This window comes from Streptomyces iranensis (genome assembly GCF_017874715.1).
In the GTDB taxonomy this organism is placed as follows: domain Bacteria; phylum Actinomycetota; class Actinomycetes; order Streptomycetales; family Streptomycetaceae; genus Streptomyces; species Streptomyces iranensis.
In genome coordinates, this window is sequence record NZ_JAGGLR010000040.1 from 36551 (window position 1) to 51278 (window position 14728).

Below are 14728 nucleotides of genomic sequence, written 5' to 3' on the forward strand. Positions count from 1 at the left end.
CCGTCCACCCATGAGCAGTAGTACGACCAACACGACGACGATCAGTACGGCCGGGCCGCCGAGCAGGCGGAACACCGAGCTGGCCATGCTCGTCTTCGCGGTGATCATTCCGGTCTTCGCCTACGCCAACGCGGGCCTGGCGCTCAGCGACGAGATGCCCTCCGGCATGCTCAGCTACGGCCTCGGGCTCGGTCTGCTGGCCGCCGTCGGCCATCTGGTGGTCCGGAAGTTCGCGCCGTACGCGGACCCGCTGCTGCTGCCGATCGCCACGCTCCTCAACGGGCTGGGTCTGGTGCTGATCTGGCGGCTGGACCAGTCCCGGCGGCTGGCCCAGCGGGCGAAGGACGCGGGCATGGCCTTCGCACCCTCGGCCCCCAACCAGCTGATCTACTCGGCACTGGGCGTCGCCCTCTTCGTCGGCGTCCTGATCCTGCTCAAGGACCACCGCATCCTCCAGCGCTACACCTACATCTCCATGGTGGTGGCGCTGATCCTGCTGATCCTTCCGATGTTCTTCCCGGCGCGTTTCGGCGCCCGCATCTGGATCACCCTGGGCAGCTTCTCGATCCAGCCCGGTGAGTTCGCCAAGATCATCATCGCCGTGTTCTTCTCCGGCTATCTGATGGTCAAGCGGGACGCGCTCGCCCTGGCCAGCCGCCGCTTCATGGGGCTGTACCTGCCGCGCGGCCGCGACCTCGGCCCGATCCTGGTGGTCTGGGGGATGAGCATCCTCATCCTGGTGTTCGAGACCGACCTGGGCACCTCGCTGCTGTTCTTCGGCCTCTTCGTCGTGATGCTGTACGTCGCCACCGAGCGGACCAGCTGGATCGTCTTCGGTCTGCTGATGTCCGCGGCCGGCGCGGTCGGCGTCGCCACCTTCGAGCCGCACGTCCAGTCGCGTGTGGACGCCTGGCTCCAGCCCTTCGAGGTGGCCAAGAACGGAGGCAGTGACCAGATCGCCCAGGCGCTGATGGCCTTCGGCTCCGGCGGCGTCTTCGGCACCGGCCTCGGCCAGGGCAACTCCGACCTCATCGGCTTCGCCGCCAACTCCGACTTCATCCTGGCCACCGTCGGCGAGGAGCTCGGGCTCGCGGGCACGATGGGGCTCCTGCTGCTGTACGGCCTGATCGTGGAGCGCGGTGTGCGCACCGCCCTCGCCGCCCGTGACCCCTTCGGCAAGCTGCTGGCCATCGGCCTGTCCGCGGCCTTCGCCATCCAGGTCTTCGTCGTCGCGGGCGGTGTGATGGGCCTCATCCCGCTGACCGGTATGACCATGCCGTTCATCGCGCAGGGTGGTTCGTCCGTCATCGCCAACTGGGCACTCGTCGCCATTCTGATCAAGGTCAGCGACACCGCGCGCCGCCCGGCGCCGGCGCCCGCCCCCACCACTGACGCCGAGATGACCCAGGTGGTCCGACCGTGAACAAGCCCCTGCGCCGAATCGCGATCTTCTGCGGACTCCTCGTCCTCGCCCTGCTGGTGCGGGACAACTGGATCCAGTACGTCCAGGCCGACGAGCTGAAGAACCGCGACGGAAACCACCGGGTTCTGATCGCCCGTTACAGCCAGCCGCGCGGCAACATCATCGTCGACGGCCAGCCGATCACCGGATCCGCCGAGACCAACGGCATCGACTTCAAGTACAAGCGCACCTACAAGGACGGCCCCATGTGGGCGCCGGTCACGGGTTACGCCTCGCAGGCGTACGACGCCAACCAGATCGAGAAGATCGAGGACGGCATCCTTACGGGCAACGACGACCGCCTCTTCTTCAACCGGACGATCGACATGATCACTGGCAAGAAGCAGAAGGGCGGCGACGTCATCACCACCCTGAACCGCAAGGCCCAGGAGGCCGCGTTCAAGGGCCTCGGTGACAAGAAGGGCGCCGTCGCCGCGCTCGACCCGCGCACCGGCAAGATCCTCGCCCTCGCCTCCACCCCGAGCTACGACCCGTCGAAGATCGCGGGCGCCACCTCCAAGGACAAGGAGGCGTGGATCGGGCTCCAGCCGAAGAAGGCCAAGGACGACCCGATGCTCAACCGGGCGCTCCGTCAGACCTACCCGCCCGGCTCGACCTTCAAGGTCGTCACCGCCGCGGCCGCGCTGGAGAACGGCAAGTACGCCGACATCGACGGGCCGACCAACTCGCCGGACCCCTGGAAGCTCCCGCTGTCCACCCAGCCCCTGCCCAACGAGGGGGACATCCCCTGCAAGAACGCCTCGCTGCGGCAGGCGCTCCGCTACTCCTGCAACACGGTCTTCGGCAAGCTCGGTGACGACCTCGGCAAGGAGGAGATGCGGAAGGAGGCGGAGAAGTTCGGCTTCAACGAGACGATCGACACCCCCGTCCGCGCCTACTCCAGCGTCTACCCCGAGGACATGGACCGGCCGGGCAACGCGATGTCGGCCATCGGCCAGTTCGACAACCGGGCCACCCCGCTCCAGATGGCGATGGTCGCCGCCGCGGTCGCCAACGACGGCAAGCTGATGAAGCCGTACATGGTCGACTCGCTGCGCGCCCCCAACCTCAACACCATCGAGCAGACCGACCCGGAGCAGATGAGCCAGCCGCTCAGCTCGGAGAACGCCCAGAAGCTGCAGAGCATGATGGAGACCGTGGTCAAGGAGGGCACCGGCACCAGCGCCCAGATCCCGGACGTCACGGTGGGTGGCAAGACCGGCACCGCACAGCACGGCGTCGCCAACAGCAAGAACCCCTATGCGTGGTTCATCTCCTACGCCAAGGGGGACGACGGCTCCCCGGTCGCGGTCGCGGTCGTCATCGAAGGGTCCAACACCCTCCGCGGCGACATCGCCGGTGGCAGGCTGGCCGCGCCGATCGCCAAGGGCGTGATGCAGGCCGTACTGGAAACCGAGCGCGACAAGTGACCCCCATCACGTCCGGATACCAATCCCGCACGTCGCCGTACCGGTCCGGTATCAGATAGCCACTGTGGCCGGGTCCCGTAAGACGTGCCGGGTACGGTATGCGCGAGCAGCACTTCGCCGGCCCACAGGTGCGGCCGGGAACCACGGAAGAGGGCTGGAGTAGCTATGGAAGAGCCGCGTCGCCTCGGCGGCCGGTATGAGCTGGGCTCAGTGCTCGGCCGCGGTGGCATGGCGGAGGTCTACCTCGCGCACGACACCCGCCTCGGCCGTACTGTCGCTGTGAAGACGCTCCGGGCGGACCTCGCTCGCGATCCGTCCTTCCAGGCCCGGTTCCGCCGAGAGGCCCAGTCGGCCGCCTCGCTCAACCATCCCGCGATCGTCGCGGTCTACGACACCGGCGAGGACTACGTCGACGGCGTCTCGATCCCGTACATCGTGATGGAGTACGTCGACGGTTCCACGCTGCGTGAGCTCCTTCACTCGGGCAGAAAGCTGCTCCCCGAGCGCTCGCTGGAGATGACCACCGGCATCCTCCAGGCCCTCGAGTACTCACACCGCAACAACATCGTCCACCGGGACATCAAGCCCGCCAACGTCATGCTCACGCGGGACGGCCAGGTCAAGGTGATGGACTTCGGCATCGCCCGCGCCATGGGCGATGCCGGTATGACCATGACGCAGACGGCCGCCGTCATCGGCACCGCCCAGTACCTCTCCCCCGAGCAGGCCAAGGGCGAGACCGTCGACGCGCGCAGCGACCTGTACTCCACCGGCTGTCTGCTCTACGAGCTGCTGACCGTAAGGCCGCCGTTCGTGGGCGACTCCCCGGTGGCCGTCGCCTATCAGCACGTGCGGGAGGAACCGCAGCCGCCGAGCACGTACGACCCCGAGATCACCCCGGAGATGGACGCCATCGTCCTGCGGGCGCTGGTCAAGGACCCCGACTACCGCTACCAGTCGGCCGACGAGATGCGCGCCGACATCGAGGCGGCCCTGGAGGGCCAGCCGGTGGCCGCCACCGCCGCCCTGGGCGCGGTCGGCTACGGCTCCGACGACCAGCCGACCGCGATGCTGCGGCCGCAGAACTCCGGCGCCGGGGCGCAGACCTCGATGCTTCCGCCGATGCGCGATGACGACGGCGGCTTCGGCTACGACGAGCGGCCGGATCGCGGCCGGGGGCGCGGGGGCCCCGGCAAGAAGAGCAACCTCTCCACGATCCTGCTGATCATCGCCGGGATACTGGTGCTGGTCGGTGCGATCTTCATCGGGAAGTCACTGTTCGCCGGCGGTAAGAACGACGACATGGTCCGGGTCCCCAACCTCGTCGGCAAGACGCTCGAGGACGCCAAGAGCCAAGGGGAGAACGGCGACTTCAAGGTCAAGAACGTCGGCTCCAAGTTCTGCGAGAACGCCGACAAGAACACCGTCTGTGAACAGACCCCCAAGGGCGGCGACGAGGTCAAGCGGTACGGCACGGTCGAGCTGACCATGTCCAAGGGCCCCAAGCCCGCGGCCAGGGTCGAGGTTCCCGACGTCCTGAACGTGCAGTACGAGTCGGCCAAGCAACAGCTCGAGGCCAAGGGCTTCAACGTCGATCAGAAGACCGAGCAGTCGGACCAGACCGCCGGCAAGGTGATCGACCAGGACCCGAAGGGCGGCAAGAAGGTCGCGAAGGGCGCCACGATCACCCTGACCGTCGCCGAGGCCCAGCAGAAGGTCGTCGTCCCGGACGTGACCACGCAGAAGGTCGAGGACGCCACGAAGTCGCTCCAGGGCAAGGGCCTCAAGGTCCAGACCCAGGAGGTCGAGAGCGGCGACGTCGAGGCCGGCACGGTCACCGACCAGACGCCCAAGGGCGGCCAGGAGGTCCTGCCCGGTTCGACGGTCACGCTGACCGTCGCCAAGGAGCCCGCGCAGGGCGAGAACGTGCCGGTGCCCAACCTGGGCGGCCAGAAGCTCAAGGACGCCAAGAAGGCGCTCCAGGACCTGGGGCTCAACGTGGGCAACATCGCCGGTCCGCAGGACGACAACGCCTCCGTGGTGGCCAGCCAGCCCGGCGCGGGCACCCAGGTGCCCAAGGGCCAGTCCGTAAACCTCATCACGGTCGCCGGCCAGGGCGGCAACGGCGGAAACGGCGGCGGTGACAACGGCGGAGGCATCTTCGGCGGCCAGAACGGCTTCTAGCCGGGCCGACCTCCGGGCACCGTGACACGGGAAGCCCCCGGCACCCTCTCAGGGTGCCGGGGGCTTCTCCGTGCCGGGGGCTTCTCCGTGCCCGGGGCTTCCAGGGGGCCGTGCGCTAGCGCAGTTCCTCGGGGGGCGTGCGGTCCGCGTCGACCTTCTCGGTGCGCTCCAGCTCGCCCCACACGACGTAGCGGTGGCGGGAGGTGTAGACGGGGGTACAGGTCGAGAGCGTGATGTAGCGGCCCGGCCGCTTCCGGCCCGACTCCTTCGGGACCGCGTCCAGCACGTCCACGTTGTACTTCGAGGTCTCCGGCAGCGTCGCGTAGACCTTGTAGACGTACCAGGTGTCGCGGGTCTCGAAGACCACCGGGTCGCCCTCGTGGACCTTGTCGATGTTGTGGAACTTCGCGCCGTGCCCGTCCCGGTGCGCGGCCAGGCTGAAGTTGCCCTTCTTGGCCCACGGCATCGCGGACTTGACCGGCTTGGTGTAGTAGCCGGCCACGCCGTCGTTGAGGGTCTCGGTTGCGGTGCCCTTCTTGACCAGCACCTCGCCGTTGTGCATGGACGGCACATGCAGGAAGCCGATGCCGCTCTTGGTGTCCAGCTTGCCCGGCCCCTGCTGCGCCCAGTGCTTGCGCACCCGGTCGCCCTGCTTCTTCGCCTCACGATCGGCCAGGACGTTGGTCCACCACAGCGAGTAGACGACGAACAGGGCGAGGATGATCCCCGCGGTGATCAGCAGCTCGCCGAAGACGGCGATGGCCGCGGCCACCCGTCCACGGCCGGGACGGCGGCTGGGCGTTGCGGGCGGGCCGGGGTGCCGGTCCTGCCGCCCGTCGTGGTCGGTCCGTGCCACCGCGTCGTACCCCTTTTTTCTGGTTACCCGGCTGTTCCCGCTGTTCCCGTTCATTCGACCAGCGCGTCCGGCTTTCCCTCGCTACGCGGCCGCTCGTCGACCATCTTGCCCCAGACGATCATCCGGTAGGTGCTGGTGAACTCCGGGGTGCAGGTGGTCAGCGTGATGTACCGCCCCGGTTCGGTGAAGCCGGAGCCGGGCGGCACCGGCTTGATGACGCCCGTGTTGGACGGCGGCGTCTGCGGCAGGATGCTGCTCATCTCATAGGTGTAGTACCGGCTCTGCGTCTCGACAACGATCTCGTCGCCGGGCTTGAGGCGGTTGATGTAGCGGAACGGCTCGCCGTGGGTGTTGCGGTGCCCGGCGAGCGCGAAGTTGCCCTTCTTGTCCCACGGCATGGCGGTCTTCAGCGGGCTCTTGCCGTAGTGGCCGACCATGCCGCGGTCGAGGACCTTGTGCTTGTCGATGCCCTCCGCGATCGGGGCCTTCACATCCAGCTTGGGGATGTAGATGATCGCGAACCCCTGTCCGGGGGAGAAGGTGCCCGGGTCCCGCTCGTCGCCGCTCTCGTCCCACTTCTTCTGCAGACTGTTCGCGGCGCCGTTGGCCTGCTGATGGGCAAGGATGTTCGTCCACCACAGCTGATAGGTGACGAAGAGCAGCATCACCACGCCGAGCGTGATGAACAGCTCGCCGACCACCCGGCTGGCCACCACCCCGGGGCTGTCCTTGCGCGCCCGCGCGGCGCGCCTGGCCTCCATACGGGTGCGGGGCCGGGCGTCCCCGGCGCTCCCCGCGCCCTCCGCGGCCCGTGTGGCGTCCGCTTCCGCCGTGCCGCGCCGGGCGCGGGAGCCATGCTTTCCGGCGCGCTTCCCGGCCCCCTGGGCGGCCTTACGGCGGGCGGCCCGGCCGCCGGGCGCGGGATCGGGATCGCCGTCCCGGTCCGCCTCGACCTTGCGCAGCAACATGGTCCGGTCGGCCGGCGGCGCCTCCACCGCGCGAAGGGCGACCGTCTCGTCGTCGCCCCGGGGCGGCACCGGGGGCAGGACGGCCGTCTCCCCGGCCTCCGGGGCGCGTGCGGACGCCCCGGCGGACCGCGGGGACGCCTCGTCGGAGCGTGAAGACGTCTCGCCGGAGCGTGGGGACGGCCCCGGGTTGCGGGTGGGCGGCTGAGCGGCGTATGCGGCCCCTGAGGGCCCCGTGAGGGCCGCACGGGCGCGGCGGCGCCCGGTGGGCGGCCCGGCCGCCTCAGTGGCCCCCTCCGACCCCGAGGGGACCGTACGGGCGCGTCTGCGCCCCGTGGGCGGCCCGGCCGCCTCAGCCGCCTCCTCCGACCCCGAGGGGACGGTACGAGCGCGGCGACGCCCCGTGGGCGACCCGGCAGCCTCAGCCGCCTCCTCCTGCCCCGCGGCGGCGGCCGGGTGGGCGCGCCGCCTGCGGCCGGTGGGCGGCGGCACGGAGAGCGACGCGGTGCCCACGGCGCGCCCCGTCGGCCCGGCCGGGGCGGAGTCCGGCAGCGGGTCGGTCAGCGGATCCCGCAGGCCCTCCGCAGCCGCTGCCGGGAACGCGTCCGGGTCCCCATGGACGCCATGCGCGTCAGGGGCCGCGTGCTGCTCATGAGACCCGTACGGCGCGTACGGGGCGGGCTCCCGGGCGCCCTGGGCGGCGCCCTCGCGCTCGGGGCGCGGTCCGGTCACTCGCCGGCCTTACCGCCGACCGCCCCGACCACCGGGGCGAGCCCCGCGGACCGCCCCACGGCATCCGTGTCCCCACACTCCACCAGCCAGTTGGCGAGCATCCGGTGGCCCCATTCGGTGAGGACCGACTCGGGGTGGAACTGGACGCCCTCGACCCGCAGTTCACGGTGGCGCAGACCCATGGCGATGCCGCTCTCCGTCCAGGCCGTGATCTCCAGCTCGGGGGGTACCGTCCCCCGTTCCACGGCCAGCGAGTGGTAGCGGGTGGCGGTGAAGGGGGTGGGCAGCCCGCTGAAGACGCCGGCTCCCTCATGGGTCACCAGCGAGGTCTTGCCGTGCAGCAGCTCCGGGGCCCGTCCGACGACTCCGCCGTACGCGACGGCCATGGACTGCATCCCCAGGCAGACGCCGAACACCGGTACGCCGGTGCCCGCGCAGTGCCGCACCATGTCGACGCAGACCCCGGCCTCCTCCGGAGTGCCGGGCCCGGGGGACAGCAGGACCCCGTCGAAGCCGTCCTGCGCGTGGCCGAGGGAGACCTCGTCGTTCCGCACCACCTCGCACTCGGCGCCGAGCTGGTAGAGGTACTGGACGAGGTTGAAGACGAAGCTGTCGTAGTTGTCGACGACCAGGATGCGCGCGCTCATCGCGGACCCGCCATTCCCTCGTCGACCGTCACGTCGTTGAACGGCAGCAGGGGCTCCGCCCAGGGGAAGACGTACTGGAAGAGCACGAAGACGATCGCCAGCACGAGCACGAGCGAAATCAGCGCTCGCACCCATGCGTTACCCGGCAGATGCCGCCAGATCCAGCCGTACATGCCATCCCTACTCACCGATGACGAAGTCGATTGCAGCACCGGAGTGCAGCACCAGAGTAAGGGGCGAGGGGTGGGGCCGGAGGGTCAGCTGTACAAAGCCTTGGGCTTGCCTTGGGCTACGGATTGGGTGGCGTCGAGGTGTGCCCAGGTGATCAGCCGGTGGCTGTGGCCCCACTCCGGCTCGCAGGTCGTCAGCGTGAGATAGCGGCCGGGGCGCCGGAAGCCGGACGCGCGCGGCACCGGATCGATCACCCCGGTGTCGGTCGGCAGGGTGCGGTAGGGCCGCCGGTCGACGCGGTAGGTGAACCAGGTGGTGCCGTCGGTCAGCACCACCGCGTCACCGGGGCGCAGCTCGGGGAAGTCCTTGAAGGGGTCGCCGTAGGTCCGGCGGTGCCCGGCGACCGCGAAGTTGCCGAGGGCGCCGAGGCGGGCGGTGCGGGAGTAGTGGCCGAGCCCCTTCTTCAGGGTGCCGGTGGCGGTGCCCTCGAGGACGGGCTTGGCCCAGTCGGCGCCGAACCGCGGGATGTACATGATCGAGAAGGAGGCGCCGGGCTCGTAGCGGCGGGGCCGCGACGAGGGCTCGGCGCCCGCGCTGACCGTGCCGGTGGCCCAGCGGTCCTGGAGGTGGTCGATCTCGCCGTCCATGGCGCGGTCGGCCCGTACGGAGGTCCAGTACAGGACGTAGACCACCAAAAGGATGATCAGGGCTCCGACGGTGACGCAGATCTCACTGAGCGTCCTGACGATCAGCCGCGTTCTCATCGGCCCCCACTGTCCGCCCCGCTGACCCGGTGCCGCGCGCCGGTCCGCCGGTGCTATCCGATGGGCTGTGCCTGGTGCAGATCCACTGTGCCGGAGTAGCCGGGAAGAGTCACCGTGTCGTGCTGGTCGACTTTCCAGCCGAGGCCGTACGCGTCGACATAGCTGCGGTAGTTCTGGATCGCGGGCGAGGCGGCGAGGGCGGCGCCCAGCTTGTCCCGGTCACCCACGGCGGTGACCTTGTAGGGCGGCGAGTAGACCTGGCCCTGGAGGATCAGGGTGTTGCCGACGCAGCGCACCGCGCTGGTGGAGATCAGCCGCTGGTCCATGACCTTGATCCCCTCGGCGCCGCCCTGCCACAGCGCGTTGACCACGGCCTGGAGATCCTGCTGGTGGATGACGAGATCGTTGGGCTGGGGATCCGGGACGCCGGGGATCTGCGGGGTGGCGTTCGGCGGGGCGTCGGTGAGGGTGACGGTGAGCCCGCGGCCGGTGAGCTTCTTGGTGCCGGCGGTCTCCTCCAGCTCGGCCAGCTTGCGGCGCTCGGCCCGGGTGCTGCCGTTGTCCCGCCGGGCGAGGGCGTCGACCTCGGAGCGTATTTTGGCGGTGCTGTCGTCCAGGGTGCCGTTCTTACGGCTGCGCTCCTGGATGAGGTCGGAGAGCCGCAGCATCGATTCATCACTGCGGAGATTGGTGCCCTGGGCCGTGTTGAAACTGGTCCAGAAGATCACTCCGGCCAGTGCGAAGACCGCTCCGGTCAGCAGCCGTACGGGGCGGAACCGGGGGCGGCGGGACGCCGGGGTGGGGGAGTCAGCGGAATTGCTCAACGTACCCTTACTCCTTACGACGCCGCGGAAGGACTACGCTAACGGACGTGTGGGGGAGGGACGGGGTCCCCGTCGCTGTCCCGCCCCGGCGCCATCCGTACACATCCCCGCGCGGTCACGCAGCGCATCGACAGGAGAGTTCCTCGTGCCGAAGTCACGGATCCGCAAGAAGGACGACTTCACGCCGCCGCCGGCGAAGCAGGCAACCAGCATCAGTCTGAACAGCGGCCGCCGGTGGGTGGCACCGCTGATGCTGGCCATGTTCCTGATCGGGCTCGCGTGGATCGTCATCTTCTACGTGACCACGGGGGACATGCCGGTCGAATCGCTGGGCAACTGGAACATCGTGGTCGGCTTCGGCTTCATCGCCGCGGGGTTCGTCGTCTCCACCCAGTGGAAGTGACCCGGCGGTCCCCACGCCCGTCCCCAGGTTGTCCACAGAGTTATCCACAGCCGGGGAAAACTCAGAAGATCTGTGGATAACCTCTGCCGTGTTGACGCCGGTGTGACCGGTGACGGGCACCTGTTCGATCGTTCATACCCCCGCCTTCCTGCGAAAACGCAGGTCAGTCGGGGGGCGTACGCAAGTTCTCCACAGGTTGCGTAAAATCCGCCACGCGCTGTGGACAACTGACCGGGTCCAGCTCGTCCCAGGTGGCCTATGGCCGGCCGCTCATCGGTCGGCCGCTCCGCTCAGCCGATGAGCTTCAGCCAGCGGCCTTCAGCCAGTGAGCTGCACCGTCCGGATCCACACCATCGCGACGATCGCGAGCAGCACCAGGACGCAGGTCCCCCGCTGCACCAGCGCCCGCTTCTCCCGGGGCGCGTGCACCATCCCGTACGCCACCACCGTGCCCGCGACCAGGCCGCCGACATGGGCCTGCCAGGCGATGCCGGACCAGGTGAAGGTGAAGAGCAGGTTCAGCGCCAGCAGCGCGATGACCGGGCGCATGTCGTAGTTCAGCCGGCGCATCAGCACGGCGGTGGCGCCGAGCAGGCCGAAGATCGCGCCGGATGCGCCCAGCGACGGCTGGTTCTGCGCGGCCAGGAGATACGACAGCGCGCTGCCGCCCAGCCCCGACAGCATGTAGAGCACGATGAAGCGGACGCGGCCGAGCGCGGCCTCCAGCGGGCCGCCGATCCACCACAGCGAGAGCATGTTGAAGGCGATGTGCATCAGCTGCTGGTGGAGGAAGACCGAGGTCACCAGCCGCCACCACTGGCCCTCGGCGACGCCGACGACCTGCACCGTGCCGGGGTCGTAGGCCCGGCCGACCAGGTCGAGATCGTTCACCAGCCGGTCGCCCACGGACAGCGCGGCGAGCCATACCGCGATGTTGACGGCCACCAGGATCTTGGTGATCAGCCGGGGGTCCGAGGCCATCGTGCCGCCGGCCAGGGTGCGCGGCTGGGATGCGCGCGGCGGGGGACCGGCGGCCGAGGCCCCGGACCCGGCGGACGCCCGTCCGCTCACACACTCGGGGCACTGGAACCCCACAGACGCGCTGATCATGCACTCGGGGCAGATCGGGCGCTCACAGCGGGTGCAGCTGATGCCGGTCTCCCGCTGGGGGTGCCGGTAGCAACAGACCGCCTGGTCCTCCATGGTGTCCCCTCGCCCCTTGTCCACTTCTGATCGGGCGTTCCCCCGCCCCGCTTGTTCACACGGATACTTGTTCACACGGACAAGCGGGGCATGAAAGTTCCCCGTACGGGTTCAGCCCTCGCGCGTCTCCACCACGACCGACTCGATGACGACGTCCTGGAGCGGACGGTCGGTGCGCGGGTTGGTCGCGGTGCCCGCGATCGCGTCGATGACCTTCTTGCTGCCCTCGTCGACGACCTCGCCGAAGATGGTGTGCTTACCGGTCAGCCACGCGGTCGGGGAGACCGTGATGAAGAACTGCGAGCCGTTGGTTCCCGGGCCGGCGTTGGCCATCGCCAGCAGGTACGGCTTGTTGAAGGCCAGGTCCGGGTGGAACTCGTCGCCGAACTCATAGCCGGGGCCACCGGTCCCGTTGCCCAGTGGGTCACCGCCCTGGATCATGAAGCCACTGATCACCCGGTGGAAGACGGTGCCGTCGTAGAGCTTCTCCTTGGCCTTCTTGCCGGTGGCTGGGTGAGTCCACTCGCGACTGCCTTCGGCCAGTTCGACAAAGTTCTTGACCGTCTTGGGCGCGTGATTCGGCAGCAGCCGGACCACGATGTCGCCGTTGTTCGTCTTCAGGGTGGCGTATAGCTGCTCGGCCACGATCAACCTTCCATCGTTTTCACTTACGTCTCCTGATCCTCGCACGGACGCAAGGGGGACGAGTAGCCGCTGAGGCGGCGCCGGGCGTGCCGATCCGCGCGGTTTCCCCGATAATCCTCCCTATGACCCAGATGCCCGATCACACATGCCGGCCATGGATTGAACGGGCATGATCTCCATAAACAGGCATGATCTTTCTTGGGATGGAAACACGAAACTGGGCAAATAGAGCGCGCACCAAGAACGCACGACTCTGAACCCCGGAGCTTGACCACGCCACCGAGGAGGAGGATCCCGTGACCCGCATTGACAGCGTGCGAGCCGCGACCGGCACAGCCAAGGGCAGCGTCCTGCACGCCGCGGAGGCGGTGGCGCCCTATGCCGGCACGGCCAAGGACACCGCGACGCGCTACGCGCACGAGGCTCGCGTCCGGATGGCGCCGAAGGTCTCGACCGCGGCGCACCAGGCCCGGTGCACGGCCGGTGCCCAGTACCACGCCCATATCGCGCCACGGCTCGACCAGGCCCGCGGCACTCTGCCGCCGAAGGTGGACCAGGCCGCCACACGGGCCGCCAAGCGGACGCGTAAGGCGGCACGCCATGCCGCCGAGTACACCGCACCGCGGGTGGAGCAAGCGATGGCCGGGGTGCGCGCCGCCGCAGGACCGGCACGCGAGGAGGCGACCGTCCGCACGGCGGCGGCCATCGCGGCGCTGCGCACCCATGTGACGGCCGCGGAGATCGAGAAGCTCGCCCGGAAGCACCGCCGCCGGGCCCGCGCCGCCCGCTTCGCCAAGCGGGCGACCTTCATCGGGCTGGTCGGCGCGGGCGTCTACGCCGCTTGGAAGTGGTGGGACAAGCAGGCCAACCCGGACTGGCTGGTCGAGCCCCCGGCGGCGACCGAGGTGGGCGATCGCGAGCGGCTCTCGGCGGTGGACGGCAGCGACCAGAACGCCCTCGACCCCGAGGTGCAGGCCAAGCAGGCCGAGGCCGAGGCCCGCAGGGACGACGAGCGCTGACGGCGCCGCTCACGGCGTCCGGCGCAAGCCCTCCACGAGGGGCGGGAGATCAGTCGATCTCCCGCCCCTCGTCTTTCCAACGGCTCGACCTCACGGCTCGGCTCAGTCCGCCGGGTCCTCCCCCTGGGAGCGGCGCTGCCGCCGCTCCAGGAAGATCTCGGTGAAGACCGAGACCTTGGCCCGCAGCGCCCAGGGGTCGAACGGCTTGGCCATGTAGTCCACCGCACCGGCCGCATAGCCCCGCGAGGAGTGCTCGGGGTCGGAGCCCATCGCGGTGAGGAAGATGATCGGGATGTCGCGGTTACGGGGGCGCCGCTTGATGTGGGCCGCCGTCTCATAGCCGTCCATCTCGGGCATCTGCACATCCAGCAGGATCACCGCGAAGTCGTCGTGGTCGAGCAGCGCCTTGAGGGCCTCCTGCCCGGAGGTCGCGGTCACCAGCTCCTGGTCGAGCGTGGCCAGCACGGCCTCCATGGCCAGCAGATTGTTCTGCTGGTCGTCCACCACGAGGATCTTCGGCCGCGGCCCCATGGCCCGCTGGGGCGCCGCGGGCCCCTCCCGCCCCATGGGCTCCTCCTCCTGCTGTGGCACCGCGGCCGGGCGCTGGGACTCCACCATGGCCAGCTGCCGCTCCAGGACCAGACAGCGGTCCTCCGCCAGCCGCCCCCGCAGCCGTACCTCGTCCAGCTCCTCGGTGAGCCGCCGCACCTCCTGCTGGAGCAGATCCCGCTCCTTGATCAGCTCCTCCCGGTCCGGGATGTCCCGCTCCAGCGCGTCCGCCCGAGCACGCTCTGTCGCCCATGCCGCCTCGGCCTGGTTCAGCCGCACCTCGAGATCGGCGATGCGGTGCTTGAGGTCCAGCAGCGCCTCGCCCAGCACGTCCTGGTGCGCCATGGAGACCCGCGCGTCCCGGTCGGCGTCGGCCAGCTGGATCTGCAGGATCTCCATGGCATGCCCGGGGGAGCGGCTGGTGCGGACCGCGGCCCGGTGCAGCTCCCGCACCAGCTCGATGGCGGCCGGGGTGGGGGCGACGCCCCGCCGCTCGGCGAGATCGGTGAACAGATCGAAGACGAACTCCCACGGCGGGATGCGGGTGCCGTTCAGGAACCGCGAGATGGTGCTCGGATCCCGGTGCCGCCGCACCGCGTATCTGCGCACCGAGACCCCGATCCCCAGGAACAGCTTCCTCAGCTCCACAGCGAACACCCGGCACTCCTCGGGCAAGTTCTCGCCCAGCGGATGCAGCTCACTCATCGTGTCCCCCTGTACGGCGCACCGCGCCGATCAGACGACTCCCGGGCGATCTGCCCGAGTTATGGAAAACACCCTGGAGCATCCCGCGGGTGTTGCGCCGGGCAATGACAAGAGTGGCAACACCGATATCAGGGGCGAAAACGGATCAGCCAGGACACCGTTCCGGCGT

14 protein-coding genes are annotated in these 14728 nt (G+C 69.5%); 5 read left to right on the top strand and 9 right to left on the bottom strand.

Going from position 1 to position 14728, the window contains the following annotated elements; genetic code table 11:
* The first annotated feature begins 10 nt into the window (after positions 1 to 10).
* From J2Z30_RS46540 to pknB, 3 genes are all read left to right on the top strand, one after another.
* The gene (locus tag J2Z30_RS46540; protein WP_044572539.1) at positions 11 to 1423 is read left to right on the top strand and encodes an FtsW/RodA/SpoVE family cell cycle protein; all 1413 of its coding nucleotides are present in this window, start codon (positions 11 to 13) and stop codon (positions 1421 to 1423) included.
* Entirely contained in the window at positions 1420 to 2892 is a 1473-nt protein-coding gene (locus J2Z30_RS46545; protein WP_044572540.1) for a peptidoglycan D,D-transpeptidase FtsI family protein, read from the top strand. The genes J2Z30_RS46540 and J2Z30_RS46545 overlap by 4 nt, the downstream gene beginning before the upstream one ends.
* Positions 2893 to 3057: 165 nt before the next feature.
* The gene (gene pknB / locus J2Z30_RS46550; protein WP_044572543.1) at positions 3058 to 5076 is read left to right on the top strand and encodes a Stk1 family PASTA domain-containing Ser/Thr kinase; all 2019 of its coding nucleotides are present in this window, start codon (positions 3058 to 3060) and stop codon (positions 5074 to 5076) included.
* A 115-nt stretch (positions 5077 to 5191) separates the two neighbouring features.
* Here pknB and J2Z30_RS46555 read toward each other — a convergent pair whose 3' ends face one another.
* From J2Z30_RS46555 to J2Z30_RS46580, 6 genes are all read right to left on the bottom strand, one after another.
* On the bottom strand, positions 5192 to 5986 hold the full coding sequence (locus J2Z30_RS46555; protein WP_044572546.1) for a class E sortase: 795 nt from the start codon (positions 5984 to 5986) through the stop codon (positions 5192 to 5194).
* Positions 5983 to 7629: a class E sortase gene (locus tag J2Z30_RS46560; protein ID WP_044572548.1), complete on the bottom strand. Its 1647-nt coding sequence runs from the start codon at positions 7627 to 7629 to the stop codon at positions 5983 to 5985. Before J2Z30_RS46560 ends, J2Z30_RS46555 begins: the two co-directional genes overlap by 4 nt.
* Positions 7626 to 8276, bottom strand: a complete 651-nt coding sequence (locus tag J2Z30_RS46565) for an aminodeoxychorismate/anthranilate synthase component II (RefSeq protein ID WP_044572549.1) — start codon at positions 8274 to 8276, stop codon at positions 7626 to 7628. The genes J2Z30_RS46560 and J2Z30_RS46565 overlap by 4 nt, the downstream gene beginning before the upstream one ends.
* Complete coding sequence (locus J2Z30_RS46570; RefSeq protein WP_044572551.1) at positions 8273 to 8449, bottom strand: hypothetical protein; 177 nt, start codon at positions 8447 to 8449, stop codon at positions 8273 to 8275. The genes J2Z30_RS46565 and J2Z30_RS46570 overlap by 4 nt, the downstream gene beginning before the upstream one ends.
* An 84-nt stretch (positions 8450 to 8533) precedes the next feature.
* Positions 8534 to 9211 carry a class E sortase gene (locus tag J2Z30_RS46575; RefSeq protein WP_044572553.1) on the bottom strand — a complete coding sequence of 226 codons (678 nt, stop codon included), beginning with the start codon at positions 9209 to 9211 and terminating at the stop codon, positions 8534 to 8536.
* Between the two features lie 53 nt (positions 9212 to 9264).
* On the bottom strand, positions 9265 to 10035 hold the full coding sequence (locus tag J2Z30_RS46580; protein WP_044572554.1) for a DUF881 domain-containing protein: 771 nt from the start codon (positions 10033 to 10035) through the stop codon (positions 9265 to 9267).
* Positions 10036 to 10180: 145 nt separating this feature from the next.
* Between J2Z30_RS46580 and crgA the strand changes: the two genes are divergently transcribed.
* Positions 10181 to 10438, top strand: coding sequence for a cell division protein CrgA (crgA, locus tag J2Z30_RS46585; protein ID WP_044572556.1), 258 nt, complete (start codon positions 10181 to 10183; stop codon positions 10436 to 10438).
* Positions 10439 to 10756: 318 nt separating this feature from the next.
* Here crgA and J2Z30_RS46590 read toward each other — a convergent pair whose 3' ends face one another.
* A complete protein-coding gene (locus J2Z30_RS46590; RefSeq protein WP_044572558.1) occupies positions 10757 to 11641 on the bottom strand; it encodes a rhomboid family intramembrane serine protease in 885 nt (294 codons plus the stop codon).
* Positions 11642 to 11752: 111 nt separating this feature from the next.
* Entirely contained in the window at positions 11753 to 12286 is a 534-nt protein-coding gene (locus J2Z30_RS46595) for a peptidylprolyl isomerase (protein ID WP_044581678.1), read from the bottom strand.
* 296 nt (positions 12287 to 12582) lie between these two features.
* On the opposite strand from J2Z30_RS46595, the gene J2Z30_RS46600 reads away from it, so the two are divergent.
* Positions 12583 to 13305 carry a DUF5324 family protein gene (locus J2Z30_RS46600; protein ID WP_044572561.1) on the top strand — a complete coding sequence of 241 codons (723 nt, stop codon included), beginning with the start codon at positions 12583 to 12585 and terminating at the stop codon, positions 13303 to 13305.
* A 102-nt stretch (positions 13306 to 13407) separates the two neighbouring features.
* On the opposite strand, the gene J2Z30_RS46605 is transcribed toward J2Z30_RS46600, so the two are convergent.
* The gene (locus tag J2Z30_RS46605) at positions 13408 to 14559 is read right to left on the bottom strand and encodes a response regulator (RefSeq protein WP_044572564.1); all 1152 of its coding nucleotides are present in this window, start codon (positions 14557 to 14559) and stop codon (positions 13408 to 13410) included.
* Positions 14560 to 14728 lie beyond the last annotated feature (169 nt).

Coding starts and splice junctions, on each gene's coding strand:
- J2Z30_RS46570 (WP_044572551.1), bottom strand. CDS start 8,449: ATGTACGGCTGGATCTGGCGGCATCTGCCGGGTAACGCATGGGTGCGA.
- J2Z30_RS46590 (WP_044572558.1), bottom strand. CDS start 11,641: ATGGAGGACCAGGCGGTCTGTTGCTACCGGCACCCCCAGCGGGAGACC.
- J2Z30_RS46540 (WP_044572539.1), top strand. CDS start 11: ATGAGCAGTAGTACGACCAACACGACGACGATCAGTACGGCCGGGCCG.
- J2Z30_RS46575 (WP_044572553.1), bottom strand. CDS start 9,211: ATGAGAACGCGGCTGATCGTCAGGACGCTCAGTGAGATCTGCGTCACC.
- pknB (WP_044572543.1), top strand. CDS start 3,058: ATGGAAGAGCCGCGTCGCCTCGGCGGCCGGTATGAGCTGGGCTCAGTG.
- J2Z30_RS46555 (WP_044572546.1), bottom strand. CDS start 5,986: ATGAACGGGAACAGCGGGAACAGCCGGGTAACCAGAAAAAAGGGGTAC.
- J2Z30_RS46565 (WP_044572549.1), bottom strand. CDS start 8,276: ATGAGCGCGCGCATCCTGGTCGTCGACAACTACGACAGCTTCGTCTTC.
- J2Z30_RS46605 (WP_044572564.1), bottom strand. CDS start 14,559: ATGAGTGAGCTGCATCCGCTGGGCGAGAACTTGCCCGAGGAGTGCCGG.